This is a genomic window from Phormidium pseudopriestleyi FRX01, assembly GCF_017313335.1.
Lineage (GTDB): Bacteria > Cyanobacteriota > Cyanobacteriia > Cyanobacteriales > Laspinemataceae > Laspinema > Laspinema pseudopriestleyi.
Genome location: NZ_JAFLQW010000464.1, coordinates 1 through 17,486, shown reverse-complemented (window position 1 = coordinate 17,486; position 17,486 = coordinate 1). Strand labels below are relative to the sequence as shown.

The 17,486-nt window shown below is 46.6% G+C and carries 18 protein-coding genes, 1 pseudogene and 1 riboswitch; of the genes and pseudogenes, 14 read left to right on the top strand and 5 right to left on the bottom strand.

The features are described from left to right. Window positions 1-174 precede the first annotated feature (174 nt). Entirely contained in the window at window positions 175-462 is a 288-nt protein-coding gene (locus J0895_RS17735; protein ID WP_207089337.1) for a hypothetical protein, read from the top strand. A 441-nt stretch (window positions 463-903) separates the two neighbouring features. Here the strand turns inward: J0895_RS17735 and J0895_RS17730 are convergent, their stop codons facing one another. Together J0895_RS17730 and J0895_RS17725 are read right to left on the bottom strand one after the other, a co-directional pair. After that, on the bottom strand, window positions 904-1,152 hold the full coding sequence (locus J0895_RS17730) for a hypothetical protein (protein ID WP_207089336.1): 249 nt from the start codon (window positions 1,150-1,152) through the stop codon (window positions 904-906). Window positions 1,153-1,327: 175 nt separating this feature from the next. Next, window positions 1,328-2,608, bottom strand: coding sequence for a glycosyltransferase (locus J0895_RS17725; RefSeq protein ID WP_207089335.1), 1,281 nt, complete (start codon window positions 2,606-2,608; stop codon window positions 1,328-1,330). A 144-nt stretch (window positions 2,609-2,752) separates the two neighbouring features. Beyond that, window positions 2,753-2,883, bottom strand: a riboswitch (cyclic di-AMP (ydaO/yuaA leader). 631 nt (window positions 2,884-3,514) lie between these two features. Here J0895_RS17725 and J0895_RS17720 point away from each other — a divergent pair. The 6 genes from J0895_RS17720 (at window position 3,515) to J0895_RS17695 (ending at window position 7,172) form a co-directional block, all read left to right on the top strand. Then, complete coding sequence (locus tag J0895_RS17720) at window positions 3,515-4,117, top strand: DedA family protein (RefSeq protein ID WP_207089334.1); 603 nt, start codon at window positions 3,515-3,517, stop codon at window positions 4,115-4,117. Window positions 4,118-4,337: 220 nt separating this feature from the next. Further along, window positions 4,338-4,535, top strand: coding sequence for a 50S ribosomal protein L35 (rpmI, locus tag J0895_RS17715; RefSeq protein ID WP_207089333.1), 198 nt, complete (start codon window positions 4,338-4,340; stop codon window positions 4,533-4,535). 162 nt (window positions 4,536-4,697) lie between these two features. After that, window positions 4,698-5,054: a 50S ribosomal protein L20 gene (rplT, locus tag J0895_RS17710; protein ID WP_015147210.1), complete on the top strand. Its 357-nt coding sequence runs from the start codon at window positions 4,698-4,700 to the stop codon at window positions 5,052-5,054. A gap of 39 nt (window positions 5,055-5,093) precedes the next feature. Next, window positions 5,094-5,876, top strand: coding sequence for a transporter substrate-binding domain-containing protein (locus J0895_RS17705; protein ID WP_340643547.1), 783 nt, complete (start codon window positions 5,094-5,096; stop codon window positions 5,874-5,876). A 92-nt stretch (window positions 5,877-5,968) separates the two neighbouring features. After that, on the top strand, window positions 5,969-6,502 hold the full coding sequence (locus tag J0895_RS17700; RefSeq protein WP_207089332.1) for a tetratricopeptide repeat protein: 534 nt from the start codon (window positions 5,969-5,971) through the stop codon (window positions 6,500-6,502). A gap of 274 nt (window positions 6,503-6,776) precedes the next feature. Beyond that, on the top strand, window positions 6,777-7,172 hold the full coding sequence (locus J0895_RS17695) for a late competence development ComFB family protein (RefSeq protein ID WP_207089331.1): 396 nt from the start codon (window positions 6,777-6,779) through the stop codon (window positions 7,170-7,172). Between the two features lie 464 nt (window positions 7,173-7,636). Here the strand turns inward: J0895_RS17695 and J0895_RS17690 are convergent, their stop codons facing one another. The 3 genes from J0895_RS17690 to J0895_RS17680 form a co-directional block, all read right to left on the bottom strand. After that, window positions 7,637-8,866, bottom strand: coding sequence for a DUF445 domain-containing protein (locus tag J0895_RS17690; RefSeq protein ID WP_207089330.1), 1,230 nt, complete (start codon window positions 8,864-8,866; stop codon window positions 7,637-7,639). A 70-nt stretch (window positions 8,867-8,936) separates the two neighbouring features. After that, window positions 8,937-9,665, bottom strand: coding sequence for a bifunctional demethylmenaquinone methyltransferase/2-methoxy-6-polyprenyl-1,4-benzoquinol methylase UbiE (ubiE, locus tag J0895_RS17685; RefSeq protein ID WP_207089329.1), 729 nt, complete (start codon window positions 9,663-9,665; stop codon window positions 8,937-8,939). Next, a complete protein-coding gene (locus tag J0895_RS17680; RefSeq protein ID WP_207089328.1) occupies window positions 9,662-10,609 on the bottom strand; it encodes a response regulator in 948 nt (315 codons plus the stop codon). The genes ubiE and J0895_RS17680 overlap by 4 nt, the downstream gene beginning before the upstream one ends. 322 nt (window positions 10,610-10,931) lie before the next feature. Here J0895_RS17680 and J0895_RS17675 point away from each other — a divergent pair, with 322 nt between their 5' ends. The 7 genes and pseudogenes from J0895_RS17675 to J0895_RS17645 form a co-directional block, all read left to right on the top strand. Then, window positions 10,932-11,099, top strand: a complete 168-nt coding sequence (locus J0895_RS17675) for a single-stranded DNA-binding protein (RefSeq protein ID WP_479724808.1) — start codon at window positions 10,932-10,934, stop codon at window positions 11,097-11,099. A gap of 657 nt (window positions 11,100-11,756) precedes the next feature. Continuing rightward, a complete protein-coding gene (locus J0895_RS27090) occupies window positions 11,757-12,398 on the top strand; it encodes a reverse transcriptase N-terminal domain-containing protein (protein ID WP_207089327.1) in 642 nt (213 codons plus the stop codon). Window positions 12,399-12,553: 155 nt separating this feature from the next. Further along, window positions 12,554-12,784, top strand: a pseudogene (ssb, locus tag J0895_RS17665) (single-stranded DNA-binding protein); the annotation flags it as partial. A gap of 76 nt (window positions 12,785-12,860) precedes the next feature. After that, window positions 12,861-13,433 (top strand): Uma2 family endonuclease, encoded by a 573-nt coding sequence (locus tag J0895_RS17660; RefSeq protein ID WP_207089326.1) that lies wholly within the window; start codon window positions 12,861-12,863, stop codon window positions 13,431-13,433. Window positions 13,434-13,484: 51 nt separating this feature from the next. Next, the gene (locus J0895_RS17655; RefSeq protein ID WP_207089325.1) at window positions 13,485-14,057 is read left to right on the top strand and encodes a Uma2 family endonuclease; all 573 of its coding nucleotides are present in this window, start codon (window positions 13,485-13,487) and stop codon (window positions 14,055-14,057) included. 284 nt (window positions 14,058-14,341) lie between these two features. Beyond that, entirely contained in the window at window positions 14,342-15,280 is a 939-nt protein-coding gene (locus tag J0895_RS17650) for a DUF4007 family protein (protein ID WP_207089324.1), read from the top strand. Continuing rightward, window positions 15,273-17,486, top strand: a 2,214-nt coding sequence (locus tag J0895_RS17645) for a hypothetical protein (protein WP_207089323.1), incomplete at its 3' end; no start/stop codon positions are given. The genes J0895_RS17650 and J0895_RS17645, both read left to right, overlap by 8 nt.

Genomic DNA, 17,486 nt, shown 5'->3' with positions numbered 1-17,486 from the left:
TTAAGAAACCCGGTTGTCTTTCCCCCCACCCAGATTCAGAAACCGGGTTTCTTGACCAAATTTCTGTCAATTAACCAAAATCTATGCAGAAACCCGGTTGTCTTTCCCCCTACCCAGATTCAGAAACCGGGTTTCTGCGATATCGTCAAGCCACCAAAACAGAGAGGAAAATCTATGAACAATCATAACTTTGACCAGTCAGATACCACTGATGATGAAATGCTTCCAGAATATGATTTTACCGGGGGCGATCGCGGCAAGCATTCCGAGGCATATCGCCGAGGACATACGGTCACCATTCATCAAACAGATCGCCAGGATGTTGTTCAATATTTTACCCTGGAAGATGGAGCAATTATGCTCGATCCAGATGTGCGGGAATATTTCCCTGATGCTGAAACTGTGAACAGGGCTTTACGCACCTTGATTAGTTTGTTTCCGAAAAATCGTCAGGTAATTTGAAGTCAGCAGGAAAGAAACCGGGTTTCTATTTTAAATCCGTAAAAATTAGAGTAAAACCTTCTTGAGCAAAATGTTGATCGTGAGTCAGAACTTATGTGATGCCCATTTGTTTCATAACTATCATGGAAATGCAATCCGTTAGATTATAGCCTTTGTCTAAACGCTGACCATATAAGTTCAGTCCTAACTCGCGGATTTCTGGTGTATAAGCAATCACTTTTATGGTTTGTTATCGCCGCATTTGTAAGCACATAGCGAGTTCTTTTTGTCGCATTAGGCTGCCTTTAGAGGCGGCGTAGGCTAAAATTTCGTCAATTACACCATCGGTTGTAATGATTGGTATCTCTGGATGGTTTTGTGCATAATTTAGAGCGAATTTATGCCAGTTATTCCATGGGTTCAACAGAGCTATCCAATAAAAGGTATCACCAAAAACTCGCTTCATAATTCCCGCTTGGGAGTTCCATAGATATAATGATCGTGTTGTTCAGATCCATCGGTCGGCAAAGTGGCTAAAATATCTGGAGGAATATCAGAAACAAGCTCTTGAATAAATGAGCCAAATGGCTTAGATTGTTCTTGTTGGCGGTGATATTTCAATTTGACCAATAATAGAAAGTCAAAAACCTCTTCAATGACGATATCAGGAGATTTTTCAATTTCGTGAATCAGTTGTTCTTTTATTGTCATAAATTTGTGTTTTTTGATTGAAGCATCAGTTATCCTGTTAGATAGTATAACTTATAAAGAACTCGTTTTTCTAACCTCTCCAACTTCGGCAAAGAAGAAACCGGGTTTCTATGACAGTTGTTGCTTGGTAGCAAAGGTTGTCTACAGAAACCCGGTTTCTTGTCCCTTGAGTTCTCTAAGCTGCTAGAACTGGAGGATTCATGGGAATGACGGGTTGGGTTAGGAGTTGGTTATAAACTAGGGCGAGTCGATTGGCGACACTCTCCCAGCTAAAGGCCAATTCTACTCGCAGGCAACCGGAACCTCCGAGTTCGTCTCGCCATTCGGGATTGCTGAGGATGCGGTCGATCGCGACGGCAAAGGCCTGTTCATCTTTGGGAGGGGCCAACAGTCCGGTGATTTCGGGGACGACGGTAAATTTTAATCCGCCGACATCGGAGGCAACGACGGGAGTCCGACTCGCCATTGCTTCGATCGCCACTAATCCAAAGGGTTCATAGTGACTGGGTACTACGCAGACATCGGCGGCAGCATAGTACAGATGCAGGTTAGTTTTGCCTAACTGTCCGGGGAAGGTGGTAATGTCATCAATTCCCAGTTCTTTGACGATGCCATGAATGCGATCGCGTTCGATTCCATCACTCTGTCCAGGACGATAACCGCCTCCGATAATCAGTTGCAGCTTATCGCGATCGCTCTCTAATAAGCTGGATTGTCCCACGGCACGAACCAAGGTTTCAATTCCTTTGCGGCGATCGAATCGACCCACATAAAGAACCACTTTCGCATCGGGTTTAATCCCTAATTCTGCTCGCGCTTCGGTCCGACTGACGCTGCCAAATCGGTTGATATCCGTCCCACAGGGAATCACTTCGATTTCCCCCTTATTTGAGACGAGTTTTCTCATGTGCGCTTGTTCTTGAGGACTCGTGGCAATGATGCGATCGGCTGTTTCCAAACAGGCTTTTTCCGTTGCCAGTCGGGTAGTGGCGATCGCCGGTTTATCACTGACTGATTGATACTTCACCGCACCCAGGGAATGATAGGTATGCACCAGTCGCAGCGGTTGATGCTTTGATAGTTCCATTCCCACCCAGGAGGATAACCAGTAATGGCTATGAATGAGAGAATATTGAATACCTTCTCTGTCTTGGAATTCCTGAAACGCTTTTACAAAATCAGGCAGATATTCAAATATTTTATCTCGACCGATAAACTTGGCGGGTCCTGCATTTAGGCGGATGGTTCGACAATCGGGATGGTGATTCACAATTGCCGCTTGTTCGGGATGATTTCGGCGGGTAAACATATCCACTTTCCATCCGAGTTTGGCAAGGGCCAAGCCAACTTGGAGCGCGTACACGTTTTGGCCTCCGGCCTCTTCCTTCCCGATTTCTGCGGCGGGGTCGCCAGTAACAGAAATTAAAGCAATCCGATTTTTGTTTAGGTTTAGCATAACTTTGATCTTCACCTCATGCCTTGTTGGCTTACTGAATTGCTCGATGGGGTTCATTCCATGAAGTTCAGACAAACCGAACAAATTACTCGTTTTTAAGGACACTAATGAGATCGCGCAAATTAATAAAGTTTACCGATCTTTTCAGTCTCGTCTCAATGCCGACGGGGTTAGCTGATGGGCGAGGATTGAGAGATATCCCTTTTCTCTGTTGAGAAAATAAGCCCCTGAGTGGGTTCCCCCGCTTCAGTTGATAGGACTAGCAATGCTTATCCCAGTGATTAAACCGGGTTATGCAAACCCCCAACTGGATTAGGCTGACTTATTTGAACTAATCGTAATATAACCTACTCCCCCTGAAATGTTCCATACGTCGCAGGATAAATTTGAAAATTGGCCTCAAATTGCCGGTTACATCTATCTAAAGATAGAGTTTTTGCTATTTCTTTGGACATAAATAAGCGGTTAAAGGGGGAAATTTGTGGAAATCAGACTTTGGCTACTCCCAATGAGATCAGGACTTACGGATTATTGAAGAGAAACCTCTGAATGTAGGGTTGATTCGAGAATCAACCCTACATTCAGAGGTTTTTGCACAACCTGCTGGGCAACCTTTGGCACAAGTTTCACGGCCCCGGAAGAAACCGGGTTTCTGCCTAGATTGTCGTTAATTTCCCCAGATTTGGTCAAGAAACCCGGTTTCTAAATCTGGGTAGGGCAGGCGAAACTTGAATTAGACCGGCGAGGCGATCGCTATAGACAGCAGCTACAATTAAATAGATCATGCCCTACCCCTGGCCTATCGAACCTCAAGGATTTCTTGGATTTGAGGTGAAATATTAAGCATTTATGCCGTCTTAGGCAGAAATGACGGGGATACTATTTTAACCTGATTATTTTATTTTTATGCTGGATTGGATTACAAACACAATTACCGCTTTTAACTATTGGGGCATTGCTTTGTTGATGTTCCTAGAGAATATTATTCCGCCAATTCCTTCGGAACTGATTATGCCATTGGCTGGATTTACTGTTACCCAAGGTAAACTCACCTTTTGGGGGGTAGTAGTTGCTGGAACCATCGGTTCTCTTTTGGGTGCTTTACCTTGGTATTATGTGAGCAGAAGACTGGGGGAGAATCAATTAAAAAGATGGATAGACAAATATGGAAAATGGCTGAATTTGACGAATGAAGATATTGATAAATCTCAAGATTCGTTTAGAAAATATGGGGCAGCCGTTGTTTTGTTTGGACGGCTAATTCCGGGTATTCGTACCTTTATTTCTGTTCCGGCGGGTTTGCAAAAGATGCCCTGGCTGGAATTTTTAGGGTTCTCGTTGATTGGGTCACTCTGCTGGAATCTGTTGCTCACTTATGCTGGCTTTATGTTAGGCCAGAATTTTGGGCTTGTCGAGAAGTTTTTAGGTCCAGTTGCGGCAGTTGTGCTGCTTGGGTTGGCACTTTTCTTGATTGTCTGGGTAGTCCAGCGGAAAAAGCCGGCGCAATAACTGGATTTTTGTTTGATTGAAATCGGACGGGTGTTGAGTTGACTCGGCTCAACCCAACGGACAGAGTATCTGGGTGAGTTAGAAATAATGTAGCAACAAGCCGACGGTGATCCCTGACCGTCGGCTTGTTTAACGGGCGATCGCCCTTTCCTGGTATTTCCTTGTGTAGAAGTCAGGGGGTATGATATATTAATTGATCGTGCTGAATTAATGGAAGTCCATGCCTAAACTGAAAACCAGAAAGGCTGCTGCCAAGCGCTTTAGAGCCACAGGCAGTGGTAAGATCAAGCGTCGGAAAGCCTACAAAAGCCACCTACTCGAACACAAATCGGCTACTCGCAGAAATCGGTTGTCAAAGAGCGCCCTTGTCAGCGAGCAGGATGAAAAAAACGTGCATTTAATGATGCCGTATTTGTAAAAAGTTAGAAGCTCGATTTGTGGCGACAGAAGTCAGAAAGCTTCATAGCCCTCGAAGGTCGGATCTCCTCTGACTTCCTAGCCCGGTAGCGGGGGTAAAACCCCTCTCCCATCGAGGGAATTGATTCAGTGCTCAGATTTGTACAAATAAAGGAAAGTAACCATGACACGGGTAAAACGCGGGAACGTTGCGCGCAACCGGCGCAAAAAGATCCTGAAAATGGCGAAGGGATTTCGGGGTTCGCACTCGAAACTGTTCCGGACAGCTAATCAGCAGGTGATGAAAGCCCTGCGGAATTCCTATCGCGATCGCCGCAATCGCAAGCGTGACTTTCGCCGTCTGTGGATCGCCCGGATTAACGCGGCATCTCGGATGCATGGCATGAGCTACAGTCAATTGATTGGCAATCTCAAGAAAGCCAATATTCAGCTAAACCGCAAGATGCTCTCTCAAATGGCAATTTTAGACCCGGCGAGTTTTGCCAAAGTTGTAGAACTGGCCGCTCAAGCCAAAGCATAAATGATGATGCAGCCAGAGGGCAAAAGGATCAAGGATTTTTTGCTAGTCATTGCCTTTTGCCTTTGGCCCTGGGGCCAAGTTGGGAAGGCGGCGGAATTCGCCGAAATTCAGCAGCGGGGTCAATTGATTGTGGCGGTTAAGGATAATTTCCGCCCAATGGGATTTAGAGAGGGCAGCGGCAATCTGCAAGGCTTTGAAATTGATATTGCGCGACGGTTAGCCCAAGAGTTGCTGGGGAGTCCCGAGGCGGTGGAACTTGTCCCGGTGGAGAATCGCGATCGCCTTGCGGTGGTGATATCGGGTCAAGTGGATCTGGCGATCGCCCGAGTGACGGCAACGCCCTCGCGATCGCGGGTGGTTTATTTTAGCCCGCCCTACTACCTAGATGGGGCCAAAATTATCACCCGAGACCCCTCAATCCGTCAACCCTCCGACCTAGCGGGTCAAGCGATCGCCGTCCTCAATGCCTCCAGTACAATTCCTCTATTGGAGTTTCGAGTTCCCCAAGGGCAGTTAGTCCCTGTAGACTCTTATGAACAGGCGCGACTCCTCTTAGAATCCGGTTCCGTCCGTGCCTTCGCGGCTGATGCCAGTATTTTAACCGGATGGGTGCAGCAATATCCCCAATACAGACTGCTGCCATTCCAGTTGTCTACTCAACCCCTGGCGGTGGTGATGCCGAAAGGATTGCAATATGCCCAACTCCACTCCCGAGTCAATCAGGCGATCGCCCAGTGGCATCAGGACGGGTGGTTACAAGAACGGGCCGAATACTGGGGTTTACCCGTGGTGGAAGTCACCCAAACTCTCCCCCTGGAGTGAGGCTCAAAACCTCCTCCCTGTGCACTCAAGATAATCAAAATAATCAAGATAATCAAAATTCTAGGGCAGTTGAATCAGTCAATTAAAACGGCATGGATACCTCTCTTCCGCTTATTTACCTCTCGATTTTGCTGGGATTACTCGGAGTTGCAGCTTGGGCAGTGGTGCGCCAAGTCCTCAGAACTCGCCAGATTGAACTGAACCTTTCTCGGTTGCAACAGAACCTGAACAAAGATAAAGGAACCGCCGAAGAATATTATGAACTCGGCAGTATTTATTTGGATAAGCAACTCTATACCCAAGCCCTTGTTCAGTTCCAAAAGGCTTTAAAATGTAAAGCTCCCATTGATGAGGAAAGTAAAGCGCTCATCTACAATGCTTTGGGGTATAGCTATGCTGCTTTGGAGCAGTACGACTTAGGGATTCGTCAATATAAAGACGCATTAAAGCTGAATCCCGAATATGTCACGGGTTGGAATAATCTGGGGTTTGCTTTTGATCGCAAAGGATTAACTTCTGAGGCATTAGAAGCCTACGAAAAAGCTCAGGAACTTGACCCGAACAATAAAACGGCCAATAAACGAGTGGCTTCCCTTCGCAAGCGACTGCCAACGGCGACTTCATAAACGCGGCTATGTCTAGGGTTAGAGGGGAGGGAGGTATCTTTCGCCCTCTCCCCTGTGAGGATAATCCTATCATCCTCCTCTCGGGTAGTTCGGCTTGTCACTAGGGGATTAGCAAGAGCTTGGATGGTCTACTGGGTCAACAGCAGAAATATATTTTTTTATTAAAAAACTATACTGTGGGAGGTCTCCTATAAAAATAGGGTACGTTATGATTTCAATAAGCCCCGGTTCAGGGGAGAGATTATTTAACCTTGCTCGGTTTGGAGAATCATTTATGACCAACGTACCATCGAATCATGCCCCCCTGTACCGTAACGCCCTCGAATCCCTCGTGGTTGAAGAATCACAAGGGCAATTGCGGCAACTGCCGCCGAAAATGCTGGGGTCTCTCAAGCCCGAGCAAGTTGTAGCTCAGGTTGTGGCTTATGCTTTGAATCGACTCCCGGCTTTGTATGCCACGAGCGATCGCGGCTGGCAATTTCAACAACATCAAGCTCAAAAATTAAGGCCCCAAATTGTGATGGCCGTCCGTCAAGGATTTGCTGCGGTTCAACGAGATCCCCTGACCCCGGTTTGGAATGATGCTCCTGAACCGGAACCTGAAGCTTGTGATACCAATGAAAAGCGTGTAAAAGCTAGACGTAGGATCGCCTCATACCGCTCTTTGTAATGTTTAGAAAACCGGGCGATCGCACAGAATTAAGTGATAGATTTTAACATCATAACGTCCTCAGTGGGTGTGTAAAAAGGAAAAGTGTATTTAGTAAAAAGTCAAAACCTTGGAAAGGTAAATTGAGTGGCGATCGCCACTTGGGTCATCTATTAGGTTTGGATAAACAATTTCCAATGAGGACCAATAGAATTGATTCTTTCTTGATCTGACTAATGCCTATTCGCAACCCCGGATCAATTTTTGGTGCATCCGAATCCGGCGATCGCGCCTTCCCAGGGTCAAGCCGAGGGCCTCTCCCCGAAAAATTTCAGGACCTCAGAGGGCTTCTAAACAATCATCGCCCTGCCCTGAAGAGGAGTAGGGTGGGCACTGCCCACCTTTCCTTACGGTGGGCAGTGCCCACCCTACAATTGCTACAATTGCTTCTCAAGAAAAATTGCCTGGGCGAAATTTTCCTGGATTCACCGCAACAGCAAAATCACCGTTTGCAACAACCCGATCGCCACCCCGAGAATTCCCCCTAAATTGATGATCGCCTGCAATTCACTTTTAACAATGCCTTGAATTGCGCTTTCGAGTTCTTCCGCTGAAGTATTCCGCACCCGTTCGACAATCACGCGATCGATATTCATAATCGGAATCGCTTTGGCAACTAGAGTTTCTAAATCTCGTTCCAAATACCGCTCTAAAATTAAGGCTAATTCTTTACTAACCAATCCTAACGAAGCATTCACTACCGAAGATGCTTGGAGACGCTTCAGAATTAAGTTGGCTACATTTTCCCAATTGACCGAATGAGTCAACCCCTGAATTAAATCGCCCCCGCGAGTTTGGACATAAGTTCGGATACTTTCTTTGAGGGTTTTTCTCAGTTGGCGAACAGTAGAAACGGGTAAATTTTGTAGGGAAAGATTGTGCAGCCATTCCTGCAAACGACCTCTGACTCCCAAAGTTTTGATTAATTCCGCAATCCGAGCATTAGCATCTTCTTTTTCATCGAGGCAAAAGGTCCGCAGACGGGTTAGAGTATTGCGCAACCCCAGTAAATTGGCAACCACCCAGTAGGTCCCGCTACTTTTCTCGCGAAACCCCTCATCGATCGCCGTAATATTGCGATCGGTCAGAAAATCAACCAAGGTTTGCCGAACCACCTCCGGAGGCAGAACCGCCGTTAGTAACCAGTCCGACAGTTGCTGGGCTTGATTTTCAGTTAGCTGAAACTCCAGCAGCACTAGGTCAAAAATTTGGTTAATCTGGGGTTCTAGGAAATCTGACTGTCTGGCTAAGACTCGAATCATCCGGGGTAAGGATTCTCCCAGCAAATCCCGCAGGATACCGGAGAGGATTTTAGCGGTTTTCTGATCTGTATCCGATTTGAGTTGAGTCAGTGCCAATTCCAGTAACCAGAGAATCGCCGCCTGGATTCGTTCAGTTTCCAGCAGTCGTTGCGCCAACTTTTGCAACTCCGTTGGCGTTAGCAGGGACCCCATAATCGTAGTGGCAATCCGTTCGGCTAATCGTTCTTGGTTACGGGGAATCAACCCCGGGGTAAACGGAACTCGCCGTCCCTTGAAAGAATAGGCACGGTAGGGACGGAATAGCATTTTGATGGCTAAATCATTTGTGAAATAACCAATAATTCCCCCGGCGATCGGGGGTAAAAAGTAAGGCCAAAGAGTCAACAGATCCATTCGCAATTCAGCGTTTACTCGTCAAGCATCGTGGGTTAACGGGTAACGGGTAACCCGTGCTCCTCAACACTCAACTGTGACGTTTAGTGACGACTAATACTCCCATGATGCCACCTGAGATGGGGTAATGTGTGGCTTGGGCGAATCCGGCTTGTTGTGCCAGCCGGATTTGTTCAGGTCCTTGGGGGAATTTTTCCAGACTGGGGAGGATGTAGGCATATTCCTCCTGGAGTCCATTTGCGGTGGCGACGGGAACGACGATGGTTTGAAGAATCCACTGTTGAATCGCTTGGATGGTGGGATTGCTGGGGCGATGGAAGTCTAGAATCGCCGCTGTTGCACCGGGTTTGAGGACGCGATGGAGTTCCTGGAGACTTCGAGGAATATCGGTGACGTTACGCAATCCATATCCCATTGTCGCCGCATCAAAAAAATTGTTGGCAAAGGGGAGATTGAGGGCGTCTGCTTCAATCCATTGGATTGGCAGGGGGGGGTAATGGTTTTCCCCTCGCTGACGGGCGATTTCTAGTTGAGCACTGGAGAAATCCACCCCGAATACCTGTCCGGTTTGACCGACTCGTTCCCCCAGCAATTGGGCCAGGTCCCCACTGCCACAGCATAAATCTAAGCAAATATCACCGGGACTGGCATGACTCCATTTGACGGTCATCAATTTCCAGATCCGGTGTTGTCCGAAGCTTAACCAATCGTTGAGGCGATCGTAAACGGGGGCTATTCGGTTAAAGAGGGCTTGAATGCGATCGGCGTCGGTGGTTGTTTCAACAGCAGGAGGGGTCATGGATGATATCGAGTACAAGTTAGGGCCAGGGCAATCTGTTGAGCAGATAAATGCAACAGTTCCAGTTCATCCTCACGCAGGATAGAGGGTTCTTTCCATTGCAGGGATAAGACGGCGATTTGTTCGTTGCGATAATCAATCGGGATGGCGAGATGAGCTTGGATCCCAGAACTTTGATAGTGGGGGATTTCGGCAAGATTGGGGTCTTTGGCAATATCGACGGCGATCTGAACATTTCCCGAGGCGATCGCCTCGGCAATCAATGGGTCATCCTGCAACCAGTTTTCTACAGTGCCATCTTTACTGTAGGAGCTTTGCGCCTCAGCTAAGGCATTGTTCTCCACCAACTGTAAAATACAGTAATCCGGAGAAAAGTTCTCCCCAAATGCCTGAGTCAGGGGGGGTAAACAAGCCTCTAAACTCTGAGCCGAACGAGCAACGCCCACAATAGTCATCAGGAGATTGGTTTGCGCTTGAGCGCGTCGCAGTTCCTCCGTCCGTTGTTTGAGCAGTTCATAGGTTTCTGCCGCCCGTTGAACCACGGTTTTGAGTTCGTTGGGGTCCCACGGCTTAGTAATGTATTTATAGACTTGTCCGGAGTTGATGGCTTCAACGAGATCTTCAATATCGGTGAATCCAGTGAGGATAATCCGCACGGTATTGGGAAACTGGGGGACCGTTTTACTCAAAAACTCGGTTCCCTTCATTTCCGGCATCCGCTGATCGGAGATGATGACTGCCACTTCCCCTTCTTCAGAGAGGATTTCTAAAGCACTGGCTCCACTATCGGCTTTAAGGACCTGAAACTCTCGCCGGAAGGTGCGATAGAGCAAATCCAGGTTATCTGGTTCATCATCGACGACCAGCATTTTCGGTTTTTTTCTTCGCTCTCGACTTTTCAATTGACTCTTAATGTTATCTAGTTGAGGGATTGCGTTATCCATAAGACTACAATAAACTCCTTTCGCCCCACCGTCTGGGTAACCGCCCTCAATCAATAGTACCCAATCTGGGTAGAGGGGTGGAAAATCAAGCGGGAAAGTTGCGATCGCCCTGGAATGCCAGTCCCTCTTCAATGCGCTCACCCCTGATTTTTCCTGGGGACACCCGTTTTACCTCGGGTTGCTGACGCCTATCCCCACCCCTGATCGGGATCCCTTGACCGGATTCCGATTCCCGGTGAGCAGGGGCGATCGGCTAAAATCCCGAATCCTCACTTTCTCCATAGAACCAAATGCTAGACTAATAAATTGACCCTTAATCGTCATGCTTATGAGTTTAAATGTAGTCACCTTAGTTGGTCGAGCCGGCATAGATCCAGATGTCAAATATTTCGAGTCCGGTAGTGTAGTCTGTAAATTCGTCATCGCTGTCGATCGTCATTCTCGTAAGAACGATGGACCCGACTGGTTTAATTTAGGTGTGACCCGTTAGTTAGAAACCTTATTTAACAAAAATAAGGGGGATTAACTACAGGGAAATTGGGACAATTCCCAAACCCTTGATAACTGAATGTTCATGTTGGTGAGAGTAATTAATATCCCGTTGAAGAAAACACAGAATCCTTCAACTCCTCAAGTCCAACCCTCTCGGATGCAAGAGTGAAAGCATCCTCCTCACCCTTGAAACTAGCACTTTCAACCGTGACAGCAAAGGAGGAAACGGAGGTAATTCGGACCCTTACCGAAAATCCCTTCTAGCAAGAGGTTATGGGTAGCTCAATGCAAAGGTATGTAACCGTCGTTAACCAGTCCCAGCGAAAGAGGTTGATACGCTGGCGTCAAAATGACCTAGGGTTAAACTGTCATCTTCAATCAAAGTCTGACAGATTGGAATTGCTCATCTAAATGGAGCAATTTGCATCCCCCACACCCTCGGCGGATAGTACCACCCTAACGCCTCAAAATAATGAACATTCGGAACGGGGAGTCTATGACATTTCTTAAAATGGGTCGATATTTTAAGTAGGTGCTAACCGGATGATGTCATCAGACGAGGATTGAGACCGAAGCCAATGCCTAACTGTAATGGTTATGGATATGCTGATAGTCTCACGGTGATTTTGAGATAAATTCATCAATTGCAATGTAAATGTCTAAAACCAGTCAATTGACTCGGGTGGAATGGAACAAACTTAACTGGCGCAAGCTAGAAAGAGTCGTGTTTAAGTTGCAAAAAAGAATTTTTAGAGCCGCTCAACGTGGAGATACAAAAGCCGTTCGCAAGCTGCAAAAAACCCTGTTACGCTCTTGGTCCGCACGATGTCTTGTTGCTCGTCAGGAAATTCTATCAGGAAATCAGCTAGGCCGGACTGGATTAACCCCTAAAATTTCCGAAGTTAAATCTAATCCGGATAAGGCTAAAAATAGATGCTTTCGTGATGTGAAGTTTCGGCCTAATAAACGCCAAGGGATAGACAATGCTTCTGGGGTCAAAAATGGCGATCGCTGCCTGAATTCTGCCGAACAGATTCGGACTTGTACCCAAAGTCTTTCTCTCCTACTCAAGGCCAATAAAACCGCCAAACTGGAAGATTTAATCCCCAAAATCAACAAGACGATTCAAGACTGGAGCAACCAGAACCAGCCTCAATGCAATCGGAAACTCATCAAGAGAATCCATCATGATTTGCACCAGATGATTATGCAGTGGGGACGCAGAAGGACCGGGAGTTATCAAAGGGCGTATCATCTCTACTGGCAGCGGATAGATGGCCGGGTAAAACTGGTCTAAAAAGGCTTGAATAGGGCATCTATTCACCGGAAATTCACACAGGAAAGAGGCTCTTTATCTAATTTTACCAAATCACTGAGGAGCCGTATGAGGGGAAACTCTCATGTACGGTTTTGCAGCAGAGGTTAGCGAGGTGACTGGCTAATCGACTGTAACAAATCTGGGGTAAAACCGCAGAAATTGCCGCTCAATATGTCCGAAAAGGGAGTTTAATCGGGGTAACCGGAAGCTTAAAGTTTGAATATTGGAATGACCGTTCTACAGGTGTTCAACGTTCTAAACCCGTCATTTCCGTTGATCGCCTCGATTTGCTCGGTTCCAAACAGGATAACGAACAAAGTGGAGGAAATTCGAGTATGGGAGGTGGGTATCCCGATGACTTCTAAACCCTAAAAATCACAGGAAAGGACAGGGTAAAACCTTGTCCTTCCTGCGTAACTCAATAAAAATCAAGGAAGAAGGATGGGAGTTACATTAAATCTGCCACCGGCGCTAAAACTGACTCCAGAACAGTTGGCAGAATTAGCGCAAATTAATCAAGAATTACAACTAGAATTAACCGCAACTGGAGCGTTAATCATTATGCCACCCACTGGAGGAGAAACAGGCGATCGCAACTTTGAATTAAGCGGCCAATTGTGGGATTGGAACCGCCAAACCAGCCTGGGTAAAGCCTTTGATTCCTCCACGGGGTTTCAGTTGCCGAATGGTGGAGTGCGATCGCCCGATGTCAGTTGGATCAAACTAGAACGATGGGACGCCTTAACCCCAGAACAACGCAAGAAAATTTTACCCTTATGTCCCGATTTCACCATCGAATTAGTCTCCGAAACCGATGATATAGAAACCACCCGTTCCAAAATGCGTGAATACCTCAGCAATGGATTGCGCTTAGGGTGGTTAATCGACCCCGAAACCAAAACCGTCGAGATTTATCGTCAAAATCGCAAAGTAGAAGTATTGCAATCTCCCTCCACCCTATCCGGGGAAGAAGTATTACCGGATTTTATCCTAAACTTACAACTGATTTGGTAAAATAGAAGTCATATAACTTTGAAATAAAGCATCAAAACCTAGGAGTATATCATGATTGCCAATCCAGATCGAAATTATATGAGTCCAGAGGAATACTTAGAATGGGAGGAAAAACAACCCCTCAAACATGAATATATGAATGGCGAAATCATTGCCATGACTGGGGGAACCATTGCTCATAATGAAATAGCCATTAATTTAACAATGGCACTCAAAAATCACCTTCGAGGAAAAGGATGTAAGGTATTAATGGCCGATTCCAAACTAGAAGTTTCTGAATCTGGCCCTTTCCACTATCCCGATGTTATGGTCACCTGCAATGAACAGGATAAACTTGCCAAAACTGTGATTAACTTCCCTTGTTTAATTGCCGAGGTGCTCTCTCCAGGAACCGAGGGATTTGACCGAGGCCAAAAATTTCAAAACTATCGGCAGATTTCCACCTTACGCGAGTATCTCCTAGTGAGCGCAAACCAAAAAATGGTCGAGTGTTTTCGATTGAATGAAAAAGGGTTATGGGAACTATCCACTTATGGAGAAGGAGATGAAATAGAACTGGCAAGTGTAGAGTTTCGGATTCCCATAGACTTGATTTATGAAGAGGTTGTATTCAGTGAAAACTAAAATTTAATCACGAACAATCCGGGTTTTTGTAGGGGCGCAATGTTTGCGCCCTTGACTAGGGGCGCTTCCCGAAGCGCCCCTACAAATACACTTGACAGGGCTAGTTCTCTATGGCCGGTAGGTTGACTTTTTACTCAAGCGCGGTGGTAATATGGACGATGGACATCACAAGCTCATCCAGTCCCTGAGTTAAGGATGTAAAATTTTATTGCTCAGGCCGATCGCCTAGGCACTGACTGGGTAATAATAACAGTTTTGCTTAACAGACCTCACCGGAAACCATCGTGATTCAAACCAGTCTCAACCGTCATATCATCGATCCCCCCCCAAGCGTGAATCCGGTTTTTGCCCGTCATGAAACCTTTCACCCTCGGTTTGGCTGGCTGAAAAAGGGTTTTGATAAAGCGAAGGATGATCCCGGGGTATTTCTAGCCGAGGATGCACCCGTGCGTCTCGGGGTGGGGAAAAATATGGTGCGATCGATTCGCTACTGGTGTAAGGTGTTTAAGGTCTTGGAAGACGATCGCCCCACTCCATTCGGCGACAACCTTTTAGAAGAGGATGGCTGGGATCCGTTTTTGGAGGATCCGGCATCTCTGTGGTTGCTGCACTGGAATTTGCTCAAACCCCCCTGCGACGCGGCAGCATGGCATTACACTTTTAATCAGTTTCGTCGGGTGGAATTTTCCCAAAATGATTTGTTTCTGGCGGTGTCTGACTATGGACAAACCCTGAAAAAGAATATTGCTGAATCTTCAATTAATAAGGATGTTAGCTGCATTCTGCGGATGTATGTCAAACAGCGATCGCAGACGAAAGTCAGTGAAGATTCTATCGACTGTCCGTTTACAGAATTGGGATTGATTCATACCGCTGGTGACTCCAAATATTACACCTTCCGAGTGAACCCCAAGCGGAATTTACCCTCAGAAATTGTCGTTGCCGCTTGTTTGGAATATGCAGATTGGGTGGGACATGGACAGCGCACGATCGCCCTATCTCGGCTGCTTTATGATATCGGTAGCCCCGGTATGGTATTTAAGTTGCCCGAGAGTGCCGTCTGTGATGCGATCGAACGAGTAGCGCGTCAGTGGAAGGCAGTCGCTTTGTCTGAATCCGCCGGATTAATTCAATTTTCTTTTAACGAAGATCCACAAGTCTTGGCAAAGGATATTATAGAACGGTACTACAATTTAAGACGAGGCGGAAACAACCATGACTAAACTATTATCTAACTATTTCAGCCTCAATCGTCGTTATTCTCGTTCTATTAATATCGAGCGAGATTTGGAGCGTTCCGAAGCGTTAGCCGGATATATTATGACCGAGCGATCGCTGGATGCGCTTCGCCGAATTTTAACCGGATTTGCCAATCCCGAAACCAACCGGGCTTGGACATTAACTGGCGTTTATGGCACCGGAAAATCTTCATTCGCTCAATTCCTCATTTCAGCTTGTGCAGACCGCGAAAATCATCAGCGTCAGCAGGCATTAGCCCTTCTGGAATCCACCCTTGAATCCGACAGTCAAGAGTATTTGGCGCTGAGTGAAACTATTCCGAATCAAGGATTTTTTAGGGCGGTAGTGACGGCGCAGCGAGAACCGTTAAGTCATACCATCGTGCGGGCACTGCATCGCGGTGCAGAAGTGTTTTGGCGCGATATAGCTCAGTCGAAACAACCAAAAGTTGCTCGGGGATTGGTCGAGTTAAAGGCTAAAATTGATGCAGGAACAACCATAAAAAGCAGAGCCATTCCGAGTTTAGTGCAAGAGGTGGCACAAGCCGCCAAAACTCCAGTGTTGTTGGTGATGGATGAATTAGGTAAAAATTTAGAATTTGTTGCTCAGAATCAGGGGCAAGAAGATTTATATTTATTGCAACAATTGGCAGAATTGCCCAGAGATAGTAATTCGCAAGTTTATTTAATTGGGTTACTTCATCAATCTTTTGCTGACTATGGTGACCGATTATCATCGGTGCAGCGCAATGAATGGGCGAAAATTCAGGGCAGATTTGAAGATATTCCCTTTAAAGATTCGGCCCCGCAAATGATGCGGTTAATGGGGAAAGCGATAGAACGCTCTGGGGCTGAAAAATTTGCCTGCGCGATCGCCAATCAAGCAGAAGAATGGTTTGAATTGCTCCCGAAAGAACTCACAGCAGATATTTCGCCGGAGGTGGTGAATTCGACCTATCCCTTGCATCCGGTAGCTGCCTTGGTTTTGCCGGAATTATGTACGCAATACGCCCAAAACGATCGCTCCTTATTTACATTCCTCACCAGTGCCGAACCCTATTCGTTTAATCGATATTTAGAAGAGACGCAGGTGGAGGGGATGGAACTGCCTACCCTGAAACTGGATCGCGTCTATGATTATTTTATTGAAGCAGTGGGAATGGGAATTACTTCCAGACCCAAACTGCAACGATGGATAGAAGTACAGGGTTTAATTAACGATGTGGCAAAAACCCTGGATGCCGATAGTTTGCGCGTTCTCAAAACTATCGGAACTTTAAATATCGTGACGACAACCGGCGCACTCAAGGCGACTCGTTCTCTGGTCAGTTTAGCCTTATCTAACAGCGTTCAGGAGTCGGAAAATTGGCAACGGGCGATCGATAACTTGCTGCAAAAAGGGATTGTCACCTATCGGCGACAAGTTGATGAATTGCGGATTTGGGAAGGGTCTGATTTTAATGTAGATAGCGCCGTAGCAGATTATCTGGCAAAACAGCGATCGCCCCTGGTGGAGTTGCTCTGCGAAATCCGTCCGATGGCTCCCTTGGTGGCCCAACGGCACAGTTATCTGACAGGGACCTTGCGGTATTTTGAACGCCGCTATCTCGATGAATCGACAAATCTCTCAAAACTGTCTTGTTTGAACGAGGATGCCGATGGATTAATTGCCGATTGGTTGGGTGAAGAATTGCCTCAGCGAGTCCCCGCCATGACCACCGATGGCAAACCCTTAATCGTGCTATGTGCGGCCAAATTGGAAACATTGCGAATGCAGGCGCGAGAATTTGCAGCACTCAAGTACATTCAACAGGCATCGGAATTGCAAAGCGATGGCGTAGCGCGGCGAGAAGTTCGCTATCGCTTAGTTCAGGCAGAGGAATTATTAGATGAAAGCCTTAATCAAGCGTTTGACGTAGCTGAGAATCGCAACGTCTGCTGGATTCAGGCAAAACGAGAAACAATCCGTGACGTTAGAGACTTGAATGCAAAACTATCTCAAGTTTGCGATCGCGTTTACTCCAAAACTCTATTTCTGTGGAATGAACACATTAATCGCCGCGATCTCACTTCTCAAGGTGTGAAAGCTCGAATGGAACTCATTGCGGCCATGTTGGAAAAATCTGATCTAGAAAGATTGGGATTTGAGGGATATGGCCCAGAAGTTAGCCTCTATGATTCTCTATTAGCA

Excerpts from the sequence above, each read along its gene's own strand:
- J0895_RS17735 (WP_207089337.1), top strand. The coding sequence starts at position 175 with ATGAACAATCATAACTTTGACCAGTCAGATACCACTGATGATGAAATG.
- J0895_RS17730 (WP_207089336.1), bottom strand. The coding sequence starts at position 1,152 with ATGACAATAAAAGAACAACTGATTCACGAAATTGAAAAATCTCCTGAT.
- J0895_RS17725 (WP_207089335.1), bottom strand. The coding sequence starts at position 2,608 with ATGCTAAACCTAAACAAAAATCGGATTGCTTTAATTTCTGTTACTGGC.
- J0895_RS17720 (WP_207089334.1), top strand. The coding sequence starts at position 3,515 with ATGCTGGATTGGATTACAAACACAATTACCGCTTTTAACTATTGGGGC.
- rpmI (WP_207089333.1), top strand. The coding sequence starts at position 4,338 with ATGCCTAAACTGAAAACCAGAAAGGCTGCTGCCAAGCGCTTTAGAGCC.
- rplT (WP_015147210.1), top strand. The coding sequence starts at position 4,698 with ATGACACGGGTAAAACGCGGGAACGTTGCGCGCAACCGGCGCAAAAAG.
- J0895_RS17700 (WP_207089332.1), top strand. The coding sequence starts at position 5,969 with ATGGATACCTCTCTTCCGCTTATTTACCTCTCGATTTTGCTGGGATTA.
- J0895_RS17695 (WP_207089331.1), top strand. The coding sequence starts at position 6,777 with ATGACCAACGTACCATCGAATCATGCCCCCCTGTACCGTAACGCCCTC.
- J0895_RS17690 (WP_207089330.1), bottom strand. The coding sequence starts at position 8,866 with ATGGATCTGTTGACTCTTTGGCCTTACTTTTTACCCCCGATCGCCGGG.
- ubiE (WP_207089329.1), bottom strand. The coding sequence starts at position 9,665 with ATGACCCCTCCTGCTGTTGAAACAACCACCGACGCCGATCGCATTCAA.
- J0895_RS17680 (WP_207089328.1), bottom strand. The coding sequence starts at position 10,609 with ATGGATAACGCAATCCCTCAACTAGATAACATTAAGAGTCAATTGAAA.
- J0895_RS17675 (WP_479724808.1), top strand. The coding sequence starts at position 10,932 with ATGCTTATGAGTTTAAATGTAGTCACCTTAGTTGGTCGAGCCGGCATA.
- J0895_RS27090 (WP_207089327.1), top strand. The coding sequence starts at position 11,757 with ATGTCTAAAACCAGTCAATTGACTCGGGTGGAATGGAACAAACTTAAC.
- J0895_RS17660 (WP_207089326.1), top strand. The coding sequence starts at position 12,861 with ATGGGAGTTACATTAAATCTGCCACCGGCGCTAAAACTGACTCCAGAA.
- J0895_RS17655 (WP_207089325.1), top strand. The coding sequence starts at position 13,485 with ATGATTGCCAATCCAGATCGAAATTATATGAGTCCAGAGGAATACTTA.